Source organism: Luteimonas composti, from assembly GCF_042678665.1.
Lineage (GTDB): Bacteria > Pseudomonadota > Gammaproteobacteria > Xanthomonadales > Xanthomonadaceae > Luteimonas > Luteimonas composti.
Genome location: NZ_JBHTKU010000001.1, coordinates 690,583 through 706,128 on the forward strand (window position 1 = coordinate 690,583; position 15,546 = coordinate 706,128).

General features: G+C 71.5%; 15 protein-coding genes and 1 other RNA gene. 5 read left to right on the forward strand and 11 right to left on the reverse strand.

What is annotated here, in order from left to right; all coding sequences use genetic code 11:
* Positions 1 to 87: 87 nt before the first annotated feature.
* Both grpE and hrcA read right to left on the reverse strand, forming a co-directional pair.
* Positions 88 to 594 (reverse strand): nucleotide exchange factor GrpE, encoded by a 507-nt coding sequence (grpE, locus tag ACFQ2D_RS03200; protein WP_280940921.1) that lies wholly within the window; start codon positions 592 to 594, stop codon positions 88 to 90.
* 44 nt (positions 595 to 638) lie between these two features.
* Positions 639 to 1,697, reverse strand: coding sequence for a heat-inducible transcriptional repressor HrcA (gene hrcA / locus ACFQ2D_RS03205; protein ID WP_280940920.1), 1,059 nt, complete (start codon positions 1,695 to 1,697; stop codon positions 639 to 641).
* Positions 1,698 to 1,890: 193 nt separating this feature from the next.
* On the opposite strand from hrcA, the gene recN reads away from it, so the two are divergent.
* Both recN and ACFQ2D_RS03215 read left to right on the forward strand, forming a co-directional pair.
* Entirely contained in the window at positions 1,891 to 3,561 is a 1,671-nt protein-coding gene (gene recN, locus ACFQ2D_RS03210) for a DNA repair protein RecN (RefSeq protein ID WP_280940919.1), read from the forward strand.
* Positions 3,562 to 3,768: 207 nt separating this feature from the next.
* The gene (locus tag ACFQ2D_RS03215; RefSeq protein ID WP_280940918.1) at positions 3,769 to 4,488 is read left to right on the forward strand and encodes a sensor histidine kinase; all 720 of its coding nucleotides are present in this window, start codon (positions 3,769 to 3,771) and stop codon (positions 4,486 to 4,488) included.
* Positions 4,489 to 4,503: 15 nt separating this feature from the next.
* Here the strand turns inward: ACFQ2D_RS03215 and ACFQ2D_RS03220 are convergent, their stop codons facing one another.
* Positions 4,504 to 4,908, reverse strand: a complete 405-nt coding sequence (locus tag ACFQ2D_RS03220; RefSeq protein WP_280940917.1) for a Fur family transcriptional regulator — start codon at positions 4,906 to 4,908, stop codon at positions 4,504 to 4,506.
* Between the two features lie 117 nt (positions 4,909 to 5,025).
* On the opposite strand from ACFQ2D_RS03220, the gene ACFQ2D_RS03225 reads away from it, so the two are divergent.
* Positions 5,026 to 5,415, forward strand: a complete 390-nt coding sequence (locus ACFQ2D_RS03225; protein ID WP_280940969.1) for an outer membrane protein assembly factor BamE — start codon at positions 5,026 to 5,028, stop codon at positions 5,413 to 5,415.
* Between the two features lie 44 nt (positions 5,416 to 5,459).
* Here ACFQ2D_RS03225 and ACFQ2D_RS03230 read toward each other — a convergent pair whose 3' ends face one another.
* Entirely contained in the window at positions 5,460 to 5,729 is a 270-nt protein-coding gene (locus ACFQ2D_RS03230) for an RnfH family protein (RefSeq protein WP_280940916.1), read from the reverse strand.
* A gap of 2 nt (positions 5,730 to 5,731) precedes the next feature.
* A complete protein-coding gene (locus ACFQ2D_RS03235) occupies positions 5,732 to 6,160 on the reverse strand; it encodes a type II toxin-antitoxin system RatA family toxin (RefSeq protein WP_280940915.1) in 429 nt (142 codons plus the stop codon).
* 38 nt (positions 6,161 to 6,198) lie between these two features.
* Between ACFQ2D_RS03235 and smpB the strand changes: the two genes are divergently transcribed.
* A complete protein-coding gene (gene smpB, locus ACFQ2D_RS03240) occupies positions 6,199 to 6,690 on the forward strand; it encodes an SsrA-binding protein SmpB (RefSeq protein WP_280940914.1) in 492 nt (163 codons plus the stop codon).
* Between the two features lie 64 nt (positions 6,691 to 6,754).
* Here the strand turns inward: smpB and ssrA are convergent.
* Positions 6,755 to 7,107, reverse strand: a transfer-messenger RNA (tmRNA) gene (ssrA, locus tag ACFQ2D_RS03245).
* Between the two features lie 111 nt (positions 7,108 to 7,218).
* Between ssrA and ACFQ2D_RS03250 the strand changes: the two genes are divergently transcribed.
* On the forward strand, positions 7,219 to 9,426 hold the full coding sequence (locus tag ACFQ2D_RS03250; RefSeq protein ID WP_280940913.1) for a CHASE domain-containing protein: 2,208 nt from the start codon (positions 7,219 to 7,221) through the stop codon (positions 9,424 to 9,426).
* Here ACFQ2D_RS03250 and ACFQ2D_RS03255 read toward each other — a convergent pair.
* The 5 genes from ACFQ2D_RS03255 to ACFQ2D_RS03275 form a co-directional block, all read right to left on the reverse strand.
* On the reverse strand, positions 9,423 to 10,133 hold the full coding sequence (locus ACFQ2D_RS03255; protein ID WP_280940912.1) for an SAM-dependent methyltransferase: 711 nt from the start codon (positions 10,131 to 10,133) through the stop codon (positions 9,423 to 9,425). The genes ACFQ2D_RS03250 and ACFQ2D_RS03255 overlap by 4 nt on opposite strands.
* Before the next feature lie 228 nt (positions 10,134 to 10,361).
* Complete coding sequence (locus tag ACFQ2D_RS03260; protein WP_386795522.1) at positions 10,362 to 11,036, reverse strand: OmpA family protein; 675 nt, start codon at positions 11,034 to 11,036, stop codon at positions 10,362 to 10,364.
* A 152-nt stretch (positions 11,037 to 11,188) separates the two neighbouring features.
* The gene (locus ACFQ2D_RS03265) at positions 11,189 to 12,613 is read right to left on the reverse strand and encodes a cryptochrome/photolyase family protein (RefSeq protein WP_280940911.1); all 1,425 of its coding nucleotides are present in this window, start codon (positions 12,611 to 12,613) and stop codon (positions 11,189 to 11,191) included.
* Between the two features lie 25 nt (positions 12,614 to 12,638).
* A complete protein-coding gene (gene alr / locus ACFQ2D_RS03270; protein ID WP_280940910.1) occupies positions 12,639 to 13,841 on the reverse strand; it encodes an alanine racemase in 1,203 nt (400 codons plus the stop codon).
* 72 nt (positions 13,842 to 13,913) lie between these two features.
* Positions 13,914 to 15,344, reverse strand: a complete 1,431-nt coding sequence (locus ACFQ2D_RS03275; RefSeq protein ID WP_280940909.1) for a replicative DNA helicase — start codon at positions 15,342 to 15,344, stop codon at positions 13,914 to 13,916.
* Between the last annotated feature and the right edge of the window lie 202 nt (positions 15,345 to 15,546).

Below are 15,546 nucleotides of genomic sequence, written 5' to 3' on the forward strand. Positions count from 1 at the left end.
TCTTGTCTGGTGGCGGCGGGCCGCCGATGTTGCGTATCTGGGGTTGCGGCGCCGCGCTTCAAGCGCCGCGCCGCGGATTCTTCAAGCTCAGTCGTGCTTGGCGACGGACACCAGGGCCGGGCGCAGCAGCTGCTCGTTGAGCTGGTAGCCCTTCTGGAACACCTGGAACACGGTGCCGGGGGCGACCTCGGCGGTCTCGACCGCGCTCATGGCGTTGTGCTTCTCGGGGTCGAAGGCGTCGCCGGGCGCGGGCGCGACCTCGACCAGGCCGTTGTTGCCGCACACGCGGGTCAGCTCGCGCAGGGTCAGCACCACGCCGTCGCGCAGCGGATCCTCGGCGGGGGCGGTGTTGAGCGCGGCCTCGAGGCTGTCGAAGACCGGCAGCAGGTCGCCCAGCAGCTGCTTGTTGGCGAAGCGGCAGGCATTGCGCACGTCGCGCTCGAGGCGCTTGCGCTGGTTTTCCATGTCGGCGCGGTCGATCAGCGACTGCGCGCGCAGCTGCTCGAGTTCGGCCTCGAGCGCCTGGATCCGGTCTTCCGCGGTATTGGTTTCTTCGGCCGCTGCCGCGGCCTCCTGCATCGGTTCCGTCGTCATGTCCTGGGGTTGTTGGAGGCGGTCGCTGGCCGCCGGCCCCGCAGCTATGGGGCCGGCAGGTCCGGATTCAAGGCGGCGCCAAGCAGGTCGGCCGTCGCCTGGACCACCGGGATGACGCGGTCGTAGGCCATCCGGGTCGGGCCGATCACCCCCAGCACCCCCAGCACCTTGCCGCCCGCGGCGTACGGGGCGGTGACCAGGGAGACTCCCTCCAGCGGCGCCAGGCCGGTCTCCTCGCCGATGAAGATCCGCACGCCCGGGGCGCTGATGGTGCGCTCGAGCAGCTGCAGGATCTCGCGCTTGCGGGCGAAGGCCTCGAACAGCTCGCGCAACCGGTCGAGGTCGGACAGGTCCTGCACCCCGATCAGCCGGGTCTGGCCGGCCACCACCATGTCCTCGTCGTCGACCGGGGTCAGGGCCTGTTCGGCCAGCTCGACGGTGTTGGACAGCAGCGCCTCCATCTCGTCGCGGGCGGCCTGCAGTTCGCGCAGCAGCGCGCTGCGGATCTCGGCCACCGGGCGGCCGGCGAAGTGCGCGTTCAGGTAGTTGGCCACCCGCTCCAGCTCACCGGCCTCGAACGGGCGCCGGGTCTGGATGATCCGGTTCTGCACGTCGTGGTCGGCGAATACCAGGATCGCCATCACCCGCTGCCCGCCCAGGGGCACGAAATCGATGTGGCGAAAGGCGAACTGCTCGCGCCGCGGCACCGAGACCACGCCGACGAAACGGGTCATCGCCGACACCAGTTCCGACGCGCTGCCCAGCAGCGACTGGGTGCCGCCGCCGGCGGACAGCTCGCCGCGCAGGCGCGACAGCTCGCCGCCGGAAAGCGGCTGCACCTGCAGCAGGGAATCGACGAATACCCGGTAGCCCTGCGCCGTCGGCACCCGCCCGGCCGAGGTGTGGGGCGCGGCCAGCAGGCCCTGCTCCTCGAGGTCGGCGAGGATGTTGCGGATGGTGGCCGCGCTGACGTCCAGGCCGGCATGGCGGGCCAGCGTCTGCGATCCCACCGGCTCGCCGTCGCGGATGTGGCGCGCGATCAGGGTGCGCAGCAGCTGGCGTGCGCGCGGGTCGAGGGTGCTGCCGGGCGGTGGAGCGGCCATGGCCCGATTAGATCGCCGCGACGGGGAGGCCGCAAGCACGGGGCGCCTGCCCCGGCCCTTCCCGGGTACATCGGCGGCCTGGACCGGCCGGGCCGCGGTACCCGCCGCCCCGGCCTCGGGGAGACGTCGCGGAGATGCGATCGGCCCTGCTTGCGTCTCGGCTGCTGCGAACGCGCGCACTACAATCGCGCCCATGCTCAAGCGCCTGACCCTCCGCGACTTCGCCGTGGTCCCGCAATCCGAACTCGAGTTCGGGCCGGGCATGACCGTGATTTCCGGCGAGACCGGCGCCGGCAAGTCGCTGCTGGTCGATGCCCTGGGCTTCCTGTCCGGGCTGCGCGCCGACGCCGGCATGGTCCGCCATGGCGCCCAGCGCGCCGAGCTGCACGCCGAGTTCGACCCGTCCGCGGTGCCGGCCGCGCTGGAATGGCTGCGCGAGCAGGAGTTCGACGACGGCGGCGCCTGCACCCTGCGCCGCACCCTGCGCGCGGACGGTGGCTCGCGGGCCTGGATCAACGGGCGCCCGGCCACCCTCGCCCAGCTGGCGCAGCTGGCTGGCCTGCTGGTCGAGATCCATGGCCAGCACGAGCACCAGGCGCTGCTGGAAAAGTCCAGCCAGCTCGCCCTGCTCGACGCCTTCGGCCGGCACGAGCCGCAGCTGGCGGCGGTGCGCGAGACCGCCGCGGACTGGACCACGCTGCTGCGCGAGCGCGACGCGCTGTCGCGGACCGGCGACGTGTCCGAGCGCATCGACTGGCTGACCCACCAGCTGGCCGAACTCGAGCGCGAGGACCTGCGCCCGGAGGCGATCGACGCCCTGGTCGCCGGCCATCGCCGCCAGGCGCACGCGGCCGGCCTGATCGCGGCCTGCGACGAGGCCCTGAACGGCCTGGCCGGCGACGACGGCCCGTCGCTGGTGCGTCGCCTGCAGCAGTTGCGCGGCGGCCTGTCGCGCGAACTCGCGCACGAGCCGCGCCTGGGCGAAGTCGACGCGATGCTCGATTCGGCCGCGATCCAGCTCGACGAGGCCAGCCTGCTGCTGCAGCGCGTGCGCGAGGAACTCGAGATCGACCCTGCCCAGTTCGAGGCGCTGGACGCGACCCTGGCGCGGCTGCACGAGCTGTCGCGCAAGCACCGCGTCGCGCCGGCGGAACTGGCCGCATGCCAGGCCGGGTTCGCCGCCGAACTCGAGGCCCTGCGCGATGCCGGCACGCGCCTGGCCGGCCTGCAGGGCGAGATCGACGCATCGGCCGCGCGCTGGCGCAAGGCGGCCGATGCGCTCGGCCAGGCCCGGGCCGATGCGGCGGCGCGGCTGTCGGCCGCCACCACCGCCCTGATCGCCGAGCTGGGCATGGGCGGCGGCGTGTTCGAGGTGGCGCTGGAGCCGGTCGACGCCGGCCGGCCCGACCCGCAGGGCGGCGAGCGCGCGGAATTCCTGGTCTCGGCCAACGCCGGCCAGCCCCCCCGCCCGCTGCGCCGGGTGGCCTCGGGCGGCGAACTGTCGCGCGTGTCGCTGGCGATCGAGGTGGCGGCGCTGGGGTCGGACACGGTGCCGACCATGGTCTTCGACGAAGTCGATTCGGGCATCGGCGGCGCGGTTGCCGAGATCGTCGGCCAGAAGCTCCGGGCGCTGGGCGCGCGCTGCCAGGTCCTGTGCGTGACCCACCTGCCGCAGGTGGCCGCGCAAGGCCATGCCCACTACCTGGTCAGCAAGGCCGACCGCGACGGCCAGACCCGCTCGGCCGTGCGCCCGCTCGACGCGAAGGAGCGCCAGGAAGAGCTGGCGCGCATGCTGGGCGGCGTCGAGGTGTCGAAGGAAGCGCGCGCGGCGGCGAAGCGGCTGCTGGCCAGCACCGTCGACTGACGACCAGCGCAGGCCAGGGCCCGGACAACCCGGGCGGGCGCGTGCCTGGCGGTGCGTCGCGCCGCGTGACGGCGGGGTGAGCCGTTCCGGCGGAGCACAGGCGTATCGTCGCGCCCTGAAAGACGCCCCCTCCCCCGCAGTATGGCCAGCCGCTTCCCCCCTGCCTCCACCCACGCTGGGCGCCGTCCGTCCGGTGCACTCGCCGGCGTGCCGCCGCCGAGCCGCACGACTGTCGCCGCCCACCTGAGCCCGTCGCTGCGCAATACCTGGGTCGACCGCGTGGCGCATGACCTGCGCGGACCGCTGGCGCCGATGCAGACCGCCACGTACCTGCTGCGCGATCCGGAGATCGACGCCGCGCAGCGCGACGAATTGCTCGACCTGCTGGAACAGCAGATCCGCCGCCTGAGCCAGATGATCGGTGAGGTCAGCGACTTCGGCCGTGCCGAGGCCGGTCGGCTAGTGACCCGGCGCGAACGGGTCGAGGTCGAGTCGCTGGTGGCCGACCTGGCGGGCAGCCTGCCCACCCCGCCCCGGGTCGAACTGGACGCGAGCGCCCATGGCGTCCTGCTCGAGGGCGACATCCTTCGCATTGCGCAGATGTTCCAGCTGCTGCTGGGCATGCGGCTGGCCCGTGGCGTGCCGGCCCCGGTCGCGGCGCGGCTGGAGTCGGGCCGCGGGCGCCTGCGCATGCGCTGCACGGTGGCCTGCCTCGAGGCGTCCGACGAACTGGTCGACCTGCTGCTCGCGGCGCCGCACCCCGATCCGCCTGACGACACCCTCGGCTTCGGCCTGGTCATCGCCGGTGCGATCGCGGCCGCGCATGGCGGCCGCCTGCACGGCCACGCCAGCGACGGGGAGCATGTGGAACTGGTGCTGGAGCTTCCCTGCGTGCGCCCGCCGACGGGTCGCGGCGCCAACGCCTAGGCGAGGCGCGGCCGGTCAGCGCTTGCGGCGCACGTAGAGCACCAGCGAGTGCTCGTCGAGGACGTAACCGTGCTCGCCGGCGATCTTGTTGAGCAGTTCCACGATCTCCGGGCTCTCGAACTCGGTGATCAGCCCGCTGCTCATGTCGACCATGTGGTAGTGGTGGTCGCCGCGGTCGAGCTCGTACAGCGCGTGCCCGCCCTCGAAGTTGTGCTTGGTCACCAGGCCCGCGGCCTCGAACTGGGTCAGCACCCGGTAGACCGTGGCCAGGCCGATCTCGTCGCCCTGTTCGAGCAACTGGCGGTAGATGTCCTCCGCGGTCATGTGCTGGCGCGGATTCTTCTGCTCGAGCAGCTGCAGGATGCGCATCCGCGGATGGGTCACCTTCAACCCGGCCTTGCGCAGTTCAGTCGATTCCATGGAGCCTCCGTTCACAGCCGATTTAGCGCCAGCTGCTTGGACGCCGGCCTCGGTGCGCCGGTGAGTGTATCATCGCGCCATCCATCGCCCGGTCCGCAGGCACCCGATTCCATGCGCATTCCCCGCCTCCTGTTCGTCGTCCTGGTCGCCCTCGGCACCGCCGGCTGCGGCATCCTCTACAAGCAGCCGATCTACCAGGGCAACCTGATCGAACAGTCCGCGGTCGAGCAGCTGCAGGTGGGCATGGGCAAGCAGCAGGTCCTGACCCTGCTCGGCACGCCGTCGATCGCCGATCCGTTCCACCACCAGCGCTGGGACTACACCGCCACCGAACGCGTCAACCGCCGCGGCACGACCGAGGTCAAGAACCTCACGCTGTGGTTCGAGAACGACGCGCTGGCACGCTGGGACGGCGAGTACTTCGCCGAGCAGGACAAGGAGCTGTCCGAGCGCATGCGCCGCTTCGGCAACCTGCCCAAGGAAAAGGGCAACCAGCGCCGCCGCTGAGGCGAACGCCTGGCCGCGGCCCTCGTTGGCCAATCCTGTCCCGCTCAACGGCCGCGGCGCGCCGCCTGTACCTGCGCGCGCCGCCGCCGGCTGTCCTTGGGGTCGGCCAGTAGCGGCCCCAGCAGTTCGATGCGGTCGCCGTCCCGCAGCCTCGCGCCCGGGTCCACGCGCTCGCCGTGGATGGCCAGGCCCGCCACCCCGTCCTGCGGCAGGTGCGTGGCCGCCAGTGCCTCGGCGACGCTCGCGCCTTCGGGCAGATCCAGTTCCTCGGACTGGAAGCGGCCGGGCCATGCGCGGACCACCTGCACGCGCACGCTCAGGCCTCCGCGTTGGCCACGCGCACGAAGTCGTCGACCATTCGGTCGGCCAGGCCGCGCATTCCCAGCGACAGCATCGGCAGCATCAGGCGGCTCTGGGGCTCGAAGTCCAGCGACAGCGACACCTTGCATGCGCTCTCGTCCAATGCATGGAACTGCCAGCGGCCATGCAGGCGCTTGAACGGCCCGTCGCGCAGCTCCATCTCGATATGGTGGGGCGGCGCCAGCGTGTTCTGCGTGGTGAACCAGGTCCTGAAGCCGCCAAGCCCGAGCTCCAGCCGGGCCACCACCTTGCCCTCCTCCCGTTCCAGCACCTGGGCCGACTCGCACCAGGCGAAGCGCCGGGGATAGGCGTCGATGTCGTTGACCAGCGCAAACATCCTGCTCACGGAATGTTCCACCAGGGCGCTGCGTTGGATCGTGGGCATGGCTCGCGCGGATGACCTGCTTCGGGGAGAATGGGCGGATGGGCAAGAAGAGCGGCAAGGATAAGGCAAACGGCGACCGGACCATCGCGCTGAACAAGCGCGCGCGGCACGAGTACCACGTCGAACAGCGGTTCGAGGCGGGGCTGGCGCTGCAGGGCTGGGAGCTCAAGGCGATCCGCGCCGGCCGCGCCAACATCGGCGACGCCTACGCGGTGGTGCTGCACAGCGAGCTGTTCCTGATCGGCGCGCAGATCACGCCGCTGATCTCGGCTTCGACCCACGTCATCGCCGACGACCGCCGCAGCCGCAAGCTGCTGCTGCACCGGCGCGAGATCGACACCCTGATCGGGCGCGTGCAGCGCGAGGGCTACACCATCGTGCCGCTGTCGCTCTACTGGAAGGGCAACAAGGTCAAGGCCGAACTGGCCCTGGCCAAGGGCAAGCAGAGCCACGACAAGCGCCAGGCGGCCAAGGACCGCGACTGGAACCGCGACCGCCAGCGGGTGATGCGCGCGCACAACCGCGCCTGAGCCGTGCGGCGCGTTCCCGGAAACGGAAAAGGCCGGAATCCGAGGATTCCGGCCTTTCCAGGATTGGTGGAGGTGGGGGGAATTGAACCCCCGTCCGAAGGCACTCCATCCCCGGCACTACATGCTTAGCCCGCCGTTGGATCTCGTCCCGGGACAGCACGGCGTGCGAAGCGCGTCCCGGAACCAGCCTGTGAGTTCAACCACGGCAGACAGGCGGCCGCCGCGGCTGGTTCCCGTGATGATGACCCTACATCCACGAGCACGGGCACAAGTGGGTTCGGGGCTTACGCCTTAAGCGGCGAGAGCGTAGTTGTCGTCGTTGGCAACTATGAGTTTGCCGCTGGATTTACGAGGAAAGCTGCCCCCTCGGCATGCGCCAGGCGATTTCGCGACCCCCGTCGAAGCCAGTGCACCCCCGGGAGCGTCGATCACGCCGACCCGGCCAGTATAGGGGCGCCCGGAGGGCACGCAAGGCGGGCAAGGCGGAGTCGCCCGCCCCGCGTTCAGCCTAGCCGGTATCCTGCACGCATGTCCCACGCCTTTCCGGGTCCAGAGGAGTCGACCGGCCGCCGCCCGCGGGTACGCCGCGGCTACGTGCTGGCGGTGCTCACGCTGATCGTCTCGCTGCTGGTGGTCTGGCATTACGCCGGGATCGCCGGCGAACGCGAACGCAAGGTCCTGCAGGCGGAATTCACCAGCGGCAGCGAGGCCATCGCCGCGCAGCTGCGCCAGCGCCTGCTGCACTACGAACTGGCGCTGCGCGGCGGCGTCTCGCTGTACTGGTCGGTCGCCCGGCCCACCCGGCGGCAATGGCGCGACTACGTGGGCGGGCTCGACATCGAGGGCCAGTTCGCGGGCATGCGCGGGCTGGGCTACGTGCCCTACCTGCGCCGCAGCGACCTGGAGGCGCTGCAGCTCGCGATGCGCGACGAAGGCCTGGGCCTGTTCCAGATCCGGCCGCAGGGCGCCCGCGAGATCTACGGGCCGATCCTCCTGCTGGAACCGCAGACGCCGCCCAACCTCGAGGCGATCGGTTTCGACATGTTCTCCGAAGCCCTCCGCCACCAGGCCATGGCGGCCGCGCGCGACACCGGCGAGGTGCGGCTCACCGCGCCCGTGGACCTGCTGCAGGACGCGGGACAGCGCCACGACGGGCTGCTGATGCTGGCGCCCGTGTACGCCAACGGCATCCAGCCGGCCAACGTGCAGGCGCGACGCACGGCGATCTCGGGCTGGGTGTACGCGCCGTTCAATGCGCGCTCGTTCGTCGACAGCGCACTGGAACCCTACCGCGCCGGCCAGCTCATCCGCATCGTCGACACCGGCCGCGACGTCGGCGCCGAGCGGCTGCTGCACGAGGATCCCGGCTATGCCGGGCAGGCCGGCGCCGACGTTGGCCACAGCGTCGTGCTGGAACTGTACGGAAGGCAGTGGCGCATCGATTTCAGGCCGCGCGCCACGGCGGCGCATGCGCAGGACCTGTCCGACCGCGACGCGGTGCTCGCCGCCGGCACGGCCCTGTCGCTGCTGCTGTTCGCGGTGGTGCTCGCGCTCGCGCATACCGAGTCGCGTGCCGAGCGCCTGGCCGAAACGATGAGCGAATCCTACCGGCGCAGCGAGCAGCGCCTGCGCAATGCGATGCTGCACTCGGGCACCGGCATCGCCCTGCTCGATGCCGAGGGCCGCATCGTCGAGGCGAATCCGGCGCTGTCGCGCATCCTGGGCGTCGCGTCCGGCAGCCTGCCCGGCACGCGGTTCTCGGCGCAATTCCTGGATCCGGAGGTCGATGCCGCGCTCGAGGGCAGCCCGATCGCGCCGGCCACCCTGCAGCTGCGCAGGAGCGACGGCGACATCCGCCTGGTGCAGGTGGTGGTCTCGCCGGTGCCCGGGGACGTGGGCAGCGACGTGGCCGGGCTGGCCCAGGTGGAGGACGCGACCGACCGGCTGCGCGCCGAACGCGCCGTCCGTATGCTCAACCGCACGCTGGAGGCGCGCGTGGAACAGCGCACCCACGAGCTGACCCTGGCCAACCGCGAGCTGGAGTCGTTCGCCTACAGCGTTTCGCACGACCTGCGCGCGCCACTGCGCACGGTGGAAGGCTTCAGCCGCCTGCTGGGCGAGCGGTTCGGCGCGTCCATGGGCCCGGAGGCGCTGGACTACCTGTCGCGCGTCCGCAACGCGGCCAACCGGATGGACGCGCTGATCGACGCCCTGCTCAAGCTGTCGCGCATCGCCCGCGACCCGCTGCGCCAGGCCGAGGTCGACCTGAGCCGCCTGGCGGAGGAGGTGATGGCGGAACTGCGCCAGGCCGAGCCCGCACGCGAAGTGGAGGTGTCGATCGCGCCCGGCCTGGTCGCTGGCGGAGACCCGGCCCTGCTGCGCAACCTGCTGCAGAACCTGCTCGGCAATGCCTGGAAGTTCACCGCCGGGCGCGCGCCCGCAAGGATCCGGTTCGAGCGCGACCCGACCACGGAGGCACCGGCCGGGATGGCCGCTTTCGCCGTGGCAGACAACGGCGCGGGCTTCGAGCCGGCCTACGCCTCCAAGCTGTTCCGGCCGTTCCAGCGCCTGCATGGCGCCGACGAATACGAGGGACACGGCATCGGGCTGGCCACGGTCCGGCGCATCGTCGAACGCCATGGCGGCAGCATCCGCGCCGAGGGCGGCGTGGACCAGGGCGCGACGTTCCGCTTCGTCCTCCCCGCCTGCCCGCGGCCGGCAGACGCCTCGGACTAGGGCCGCGGGTCCGGGCCCGCGTCCTCTCCACGCGCCGGAACCGTCCACAGGTGCACGACGCTGCTGTCCACGCGCAGCGTCCTGTCCGGTGGCCATTCCTCCCCCATGTCGAAGGCGTGGCTGACCACGCGCGTGCCCGGCGCCAGTTCGGCCAGCAACCTCGGACGCAGTCTCTCGTTGAGCGCGGGCAGCAGGTACAGGGTGACCACGGTGGCGTCGCTGAAATCGGCCTCGAACAGGTCCTCCCGGCGGAACCGGACGAGATCGGTGACGCCGGCGGCGCGGGCGTTGGCCTCGGCTTCGCGGATGCGCACGGGATCGATGTCGATGCCCACCCCGCGCGTGCCGAAGCGCCTGGCGGCCGCGATCGGGATGCGCCCGTCGCCCGAGCCGAGGTCGTAGAGCCTGTCTTCGCCGCCGACCTGCGCCAGCGCCAGCATCGCGTCGACCACGGTGGGCGGCGTGGGCACGTAGATCACGTCCGGCTCGCGATATCCGGGCGGCCGCGCTTCGCGGGTGTAGGAGTCGCGGTAGACGAGTCCGCCCGCCTGGCCCTGATCTCCGTCGTCCGTCGCCCCGCTCTCCGAAGCGGGTGGCGCGGGCGATGCAGGCGCGGGGCTGGTGTGGCCGGCAGGCGCGTCAGCGGTGCAGGCGGCGAGCAGCAGGACGCTGGCAATCAGGAGGGTGGAAGCGGTCCGGTTGATCACGGCGGGCCTCCTTGGCCGGGCTGCAGGATCGGGACGGCAACAGCGACATGCGCTCCGGCGCCAGGCGACGGGTGCCAGTGCCGGACAGGCCTGTCAGTACACCACCCCGCCGGGCGCGGCGCAAAGCGGCACGGATGACGCGACGGGCGTCCCGGACCACGGCATCGCCGACCCGAACGAAAACGGGGCCGCATCAGCGGCCCCGTTCCAGGCAAGCGGCGCGCTGGTTCAGCCCTGCAGCGGCACGATCCGGATCTCGACGCGCCGGTTGAGCGCACGCCCCTGCTCGGTCGAGTTGTCGGCGACCGGGAAACGGAAGCCGAAGCCCGCCACTTCGAAGCGCTCGCGCTGCAGGCCCTGGCCGATCAGGTAGGTGGCCACGTTCTGCGCACGCTGCTCGGAAATGCGCTGGTTGACCGCCGCGGTGCCGATGTTGTCGGTGTGGCCACTGACCTCGACGATGGTCTGGTTGTACTCGCGCAGGGTCGCGGCGACGTTGTTGAGCGCCGGGTAGAACTGCGGCTTGAGCTCGGTGCGGTTGAAATCGAAGGTCACGCCGTCGGGCAGGTTGAGCTTGATGGTGTCGCCTTCGCGGTCGACCTCGATGCCGGTGCCGGCGGTCTGGCGACGCAGCTCGGCTTCCTGGCGGTCCTGGTAGGCACCAATGGCGCCGCCGGCGAGGCCGCCCACGCCCGCGCCGACCATGGCGCGCTGGCGGCGCTCGGTGGCGTCGCGGCCGCTCAGGAGCCCGGCGACCGCGCCGATGCCGGCGCCGATCAGGGCGTTGTTGCGGGTGCGGTTCGGATCGTCGGGCGCGCTGGTCTGGCCGGTATACGTCGCGCAGCCGGCCAGCATCGAGCCGGCGAGGATGGCCGAAATGGCGATCGCGGTCTTGTTGCGCATGGGGCGTCTCCTGCGGGCGGCTGTCCCGCGTCATCAATGGGGCGCACAGAAAAACATGCTGAACGACAACGGTGGGTGACGGACTCGAGCCACGTGAAGGGCCCCCTTGAAATCCGTTCAGGAAACGCCGGACACCCGCTGTCCGGGCCCCGTCAATCGCCCTCGCCCATCGCCCGGTATGCCGCCAGCGCCGCTTCGCGACCACGCGCCAGGTCGACCATCGGCTGCAACGGATAACCCGGGGCCGCGCTCCGGACGCGTGCCGCGTCCCGCCACGGCGCATGGCGTATCGGAGGCGGCAGCGGCGCCAGTTCGGGCAGCCAGCGCGCGATGTAGCGGCCGTCGGGATCGAACTTCTGCGCCTGGATCACCGGATTGAACACCCGGAAGTACGGCGCGGCGTCGGCGCCGGTGCCCGCCACCCACTGCCAGCCCAGGGTGTTGTTGGCGAGGTCGGCGTCGACCAGGGTCTCGTGGAACCAGCGCGCGCCTTCGCGCCAGTGCTGGCGCATGTGCTTGCACAGCCAGCTGCCCACGACCATGCGCACGCGGTTGTGCATCCAGCCGGTCTGCCACAGCTCGCGCATGCCCGCGTCGACGATCGGCACGCCGGTGCGGCCATGGCGCCAGGCGTCGAGCAGACGCTGCTCGGGCCGCGCCCAGGCGAAGGCGTCGAAGCGCGGATTGAAGTTGTGCGCCGGCGTTGCCGGGAAATAGTGCAGCAGGTGCCAGGCGAACTCGCGCCAGCCCAGCTGGCGGATGAAGGCGTCGATCTCCGCGCCGGTTCCGGCGCGGCGGTGCGCCTCCAGCGCGGCAACCACGCGCCAGGGCGCGATCTCGCCGAAGTGCAGGTGCGGCGACAGGCGCGAGGTGCCAACGCGGTCGGGCCGCTCGCGCTGTTCGCGGTAGCCGTGCAGGGCGCCGTCGCAGAACACCTCCAGCGCCTCGCGCGCACCCGCTTCGCCCGGCGTCCAGTGCTCCCAGAAAAGCGCATCCCAGCCGCGCCCCGGCGCCAGGCGCAGTGCCGGAAGCGGAATGCCGTCGGGATCGCCATCGAGGTCGGGCAGCGATGCCGGCGCGTTCCAGGGCGCGGGCGCGCGCCAGTCGGCCAGCGCCGCCCGCCAGAACGGCGTGAACACCCGGTATGGCCCGCCCTGCTTCGTCGCCAGGGTCCAGGGTTCGAACAGCAGCGCCCCGTTGAAACTCTCCACGCGCAGCCCCTGCTCGCGCAGGCTGCGCTTGATCTGCGCGTCGCGTCGTTCGATGGCCGGTTCGTAGCGGCGCGTCCAGTACACCGCCTCGGCATCGCAGGCCGCCGCGATGCTGCCCAGCACCTCCAGGCTGGGTCCGCTGAAGATGCGCAGGCGCGAACCGCGCGCGCGCAGGTCGGCGTCCAGCGCCGCCAGCGAACGGTGGCGCCATGCGTCCGACGCCGCGCCCGGCCGCCAGGGGTCCTCCTCGTCCGGTGCGTGGATGTAGACGCATACCGGCACCTGGCCGGCGTCGAGCGCGGCGCGCAGGGCCGGCTGGTCGTCCAGCCGCAGGTCGTTGCGGAACCACACTAGCGCGTTGGCCATGTCGCGGGATCCTGCCTGTCGGGTGTCAATGCGCGGAGTCGGCGCCGCCGCGATACTCGCGCGGAATGCGTTCGTTGAGCTGGACCAGGATCTCGTAGGGAATGGTGCCGGCGCAGCGCGCCACGTCCTCGACGCTGATCGCCTCCGGGCCCTGCCGCCCGACCAGCACCACCTCGTCCTCGTTCCATGCGCTGTGCGCGCCGATGTCGACCATGAACTGGTCCATGCATACCCGCCCCGCCAGCGGATGGCGCCGGCCCCGGATCAGCACCTCGCCGCGCGAGGACAGCGCGCGCGGCCAGCCGTCGCCATAGCCCACCGGCACGGTCACCACGCGTGTATCCGAGGCGGCGGTCCAGGTTGCACCGTAGCCCACGGTGCTGCCGGCGCGCACCACCTTGAAGTACACCACCTGCGAGACCAGCGACAGCGCCGGCCGCAGCGCGACCACCGGCCTCGAGGCCGGATCGGGCAGCACGCCGTAGAGCAGGATGCCGGGACGCACCATGTCCAGCCAGGTCCCGGGGAAGTGCAGCACCCCGCCGGAATTGGCCAGGTGGCGCAGCGGCATCGGGGCGCCCAGCCGGTCGAAGTGCGCGCAGGCCTCCAGGAAACGCTCCAGCTGCAGCGCGGTCATCGGCGAGTCGGGATCGTCGGCGCAGGCAAGGTGCGAGTACACGCCGACGGTCTCGCACCACGGCGACCGCACCGCCGCCTCGACCAGCGCGCCGGCCGAGGCGGCGTGCACGCCGATGCGTTCCATCCCGGTATCGATCTTCAGGTGCACGCGCGCGCGGCGGCCCAGCGTCCGTGCCGCTTCCTCGACCTGCCCGAGCTTGGACAGCGAGGACACGGTGAGCTCCAGGTCGTGGACGATGAACTGCGCCACCTGCGGGCCGAAGATTCCGCCCATCACCAGGATCGGCAGCGTCACGCCGGCCTGGCGCAGGGCGATGCCCTCCTCCACGAAGGCCACCCCCAGCCGCGTGGCGCCCGCCGCCTCCAGGTGCCGGGTAACCGGCACCAGGCCGTGGCCATAGGCGTTCGCCTTGACGATGGCCATCACCGGCACGCGCACGTGGTCGGCGATGGCGCGATGGTTGGCGGCGATGGCGTCGAGGTCGACCAGGATCCGGCTGGGCCGGCCCACCGCGGCCGGCGAAGGCAGCCGCGCCGGGTCGCCGTCCGGGGCGGCTGGAACGTGGAGATGGCCGGGCGGGCGCGACATGCCGCGCATCATATCCGCGGCCGGCGCCATGCCCCATCATCGCGCGCTGGCCGTGGCCGGCGCATGGGCCCGCTACTCGAAGCTGCCGACCGAATCGTGGGCCAGGTTGTCGAAGCGCGTGTACTCGCCGAAGAACTTCAGCTTCACCGATCCGGTCGGGCCGCTACGCTGCTTGCCGATGATGATCTCGGCCAGGCCCTTGTCGGGCGAGTTTTCCTTGTTGTAGTACTCGTCGCGGTAGATGAAGATGATGATGTCGGCGTCCTGCTCGATGGCGCCCGATTCACGCAGGTCGGCCATCACCGGGCGCTTGTCGGTACGCGTTTCCAGCGAGCGGTTGAGCTGCGACAGCGCGATCACCGGGACGTTGAGCTCCTTCGCCAGGCCCTTGAGCGAGCGCGAGATCTCGGAGATCTCGGTGGCGCGATTCTCGCTGTTGCCCGGCACGGCCATCAGCTGCAGGTAGTCGATCACGATCAGGCCGAGGTCGTGCTCGCGCTTGAGCCGGCGCGCCTTGGCGCGCAGCACGTCCGGCGACAGGCCGGGCGTGTCGTCGATGAAGATCTTGGTTTCCTTGATCATCCGGATCGCGCTGGTCACGCGGCTCCAGTCCTCGTCCTCGAGCTGGCCGGTGCGCAGGCGGGTGGCGTTGATCCGCCCGTTGGACGAGATCAGGCGCAGCGCCAGCTGGCTGGCCGACATTTCCATCGAGAACACCGCCACCGCCTTCTTGGTCTTGATCGCCGCGTACTCGGCGATGTTGAGCGCGAAGGTGGTCTTGCCCATGGCCGGGCGCGCGGCCAGGATGATCAGATCGGTCGGCTGCAGGCCGGCCGTCATCTGGTCGAACTCGGTGTAGCCGGTCGGCAGGCCGGTGATGCCGCCGCCGTTGGCGTGCCGCGTCTGCAGCACGTCGAAGGCCTCGGCCATGGCCTTGTTGATCGGGGTGAAGTCCTGGCGTCCGCGCGAGCCGGCCTCAGCGATCGCGAACACCTGCTGCTCGGCCTTGGCCAGGATCTCGGCGCTTTCGCGGCCCTCGGGCTGGAAGCCGTCGTTGACGATCTCGGTGCCGATCTCGATCAGCTGCCGCAGCACCGCCTTGTCGCGCACGATCTCGGCATAGGCCTTGATGTTGGCCGCCGACGGTGTGGTGCTGGCCAGTTCCACCAGGTAGGCGCCGCCGGCCACCTGCTCGGACAGGCCGTTGGATTCGAACCACTCGCCGAGCGTGACCGCGTCGAAGGGGCGGTCCTTCTCGGCGAGTTCGCGGATCGCGCGGTAGATCAGCTGGTGGTCGCGCCGGTAGAAATCCTTGTCGTTGAGCAGGTCGGCGACGCGGTCGAAGGCTTCCGGCGCCAGCATCAGCCCGCCGAGCACGGCCTGCTCGGCCTCGACCGACTGCGGCGGCACGCGCAGCTGGTCGATGCGGGGTTCGCTGCGTTGGTCCTGGCGGAAGCCGGGGCGTGCGGACATCGGGCGGGTCACTCCTGGCAACGGGCGCATGCACCTGCGGCATGCGGCCGGTCATCCTAGCGGCCGCGCCTGTGGGCACGCGACGGAACAAGCTGTGGATAAGCCTGCGCGGCCGGCGTCGCAGGCGGCGCGACGCATCCGGGGCGTCGCGAAGGCGCCCGCATCCACGCGGGCGGCGGGGCCGGAAACAGGACAGGCGCCTTGCGGCGCCTGTCGCGGGTCCAGCCGGTGG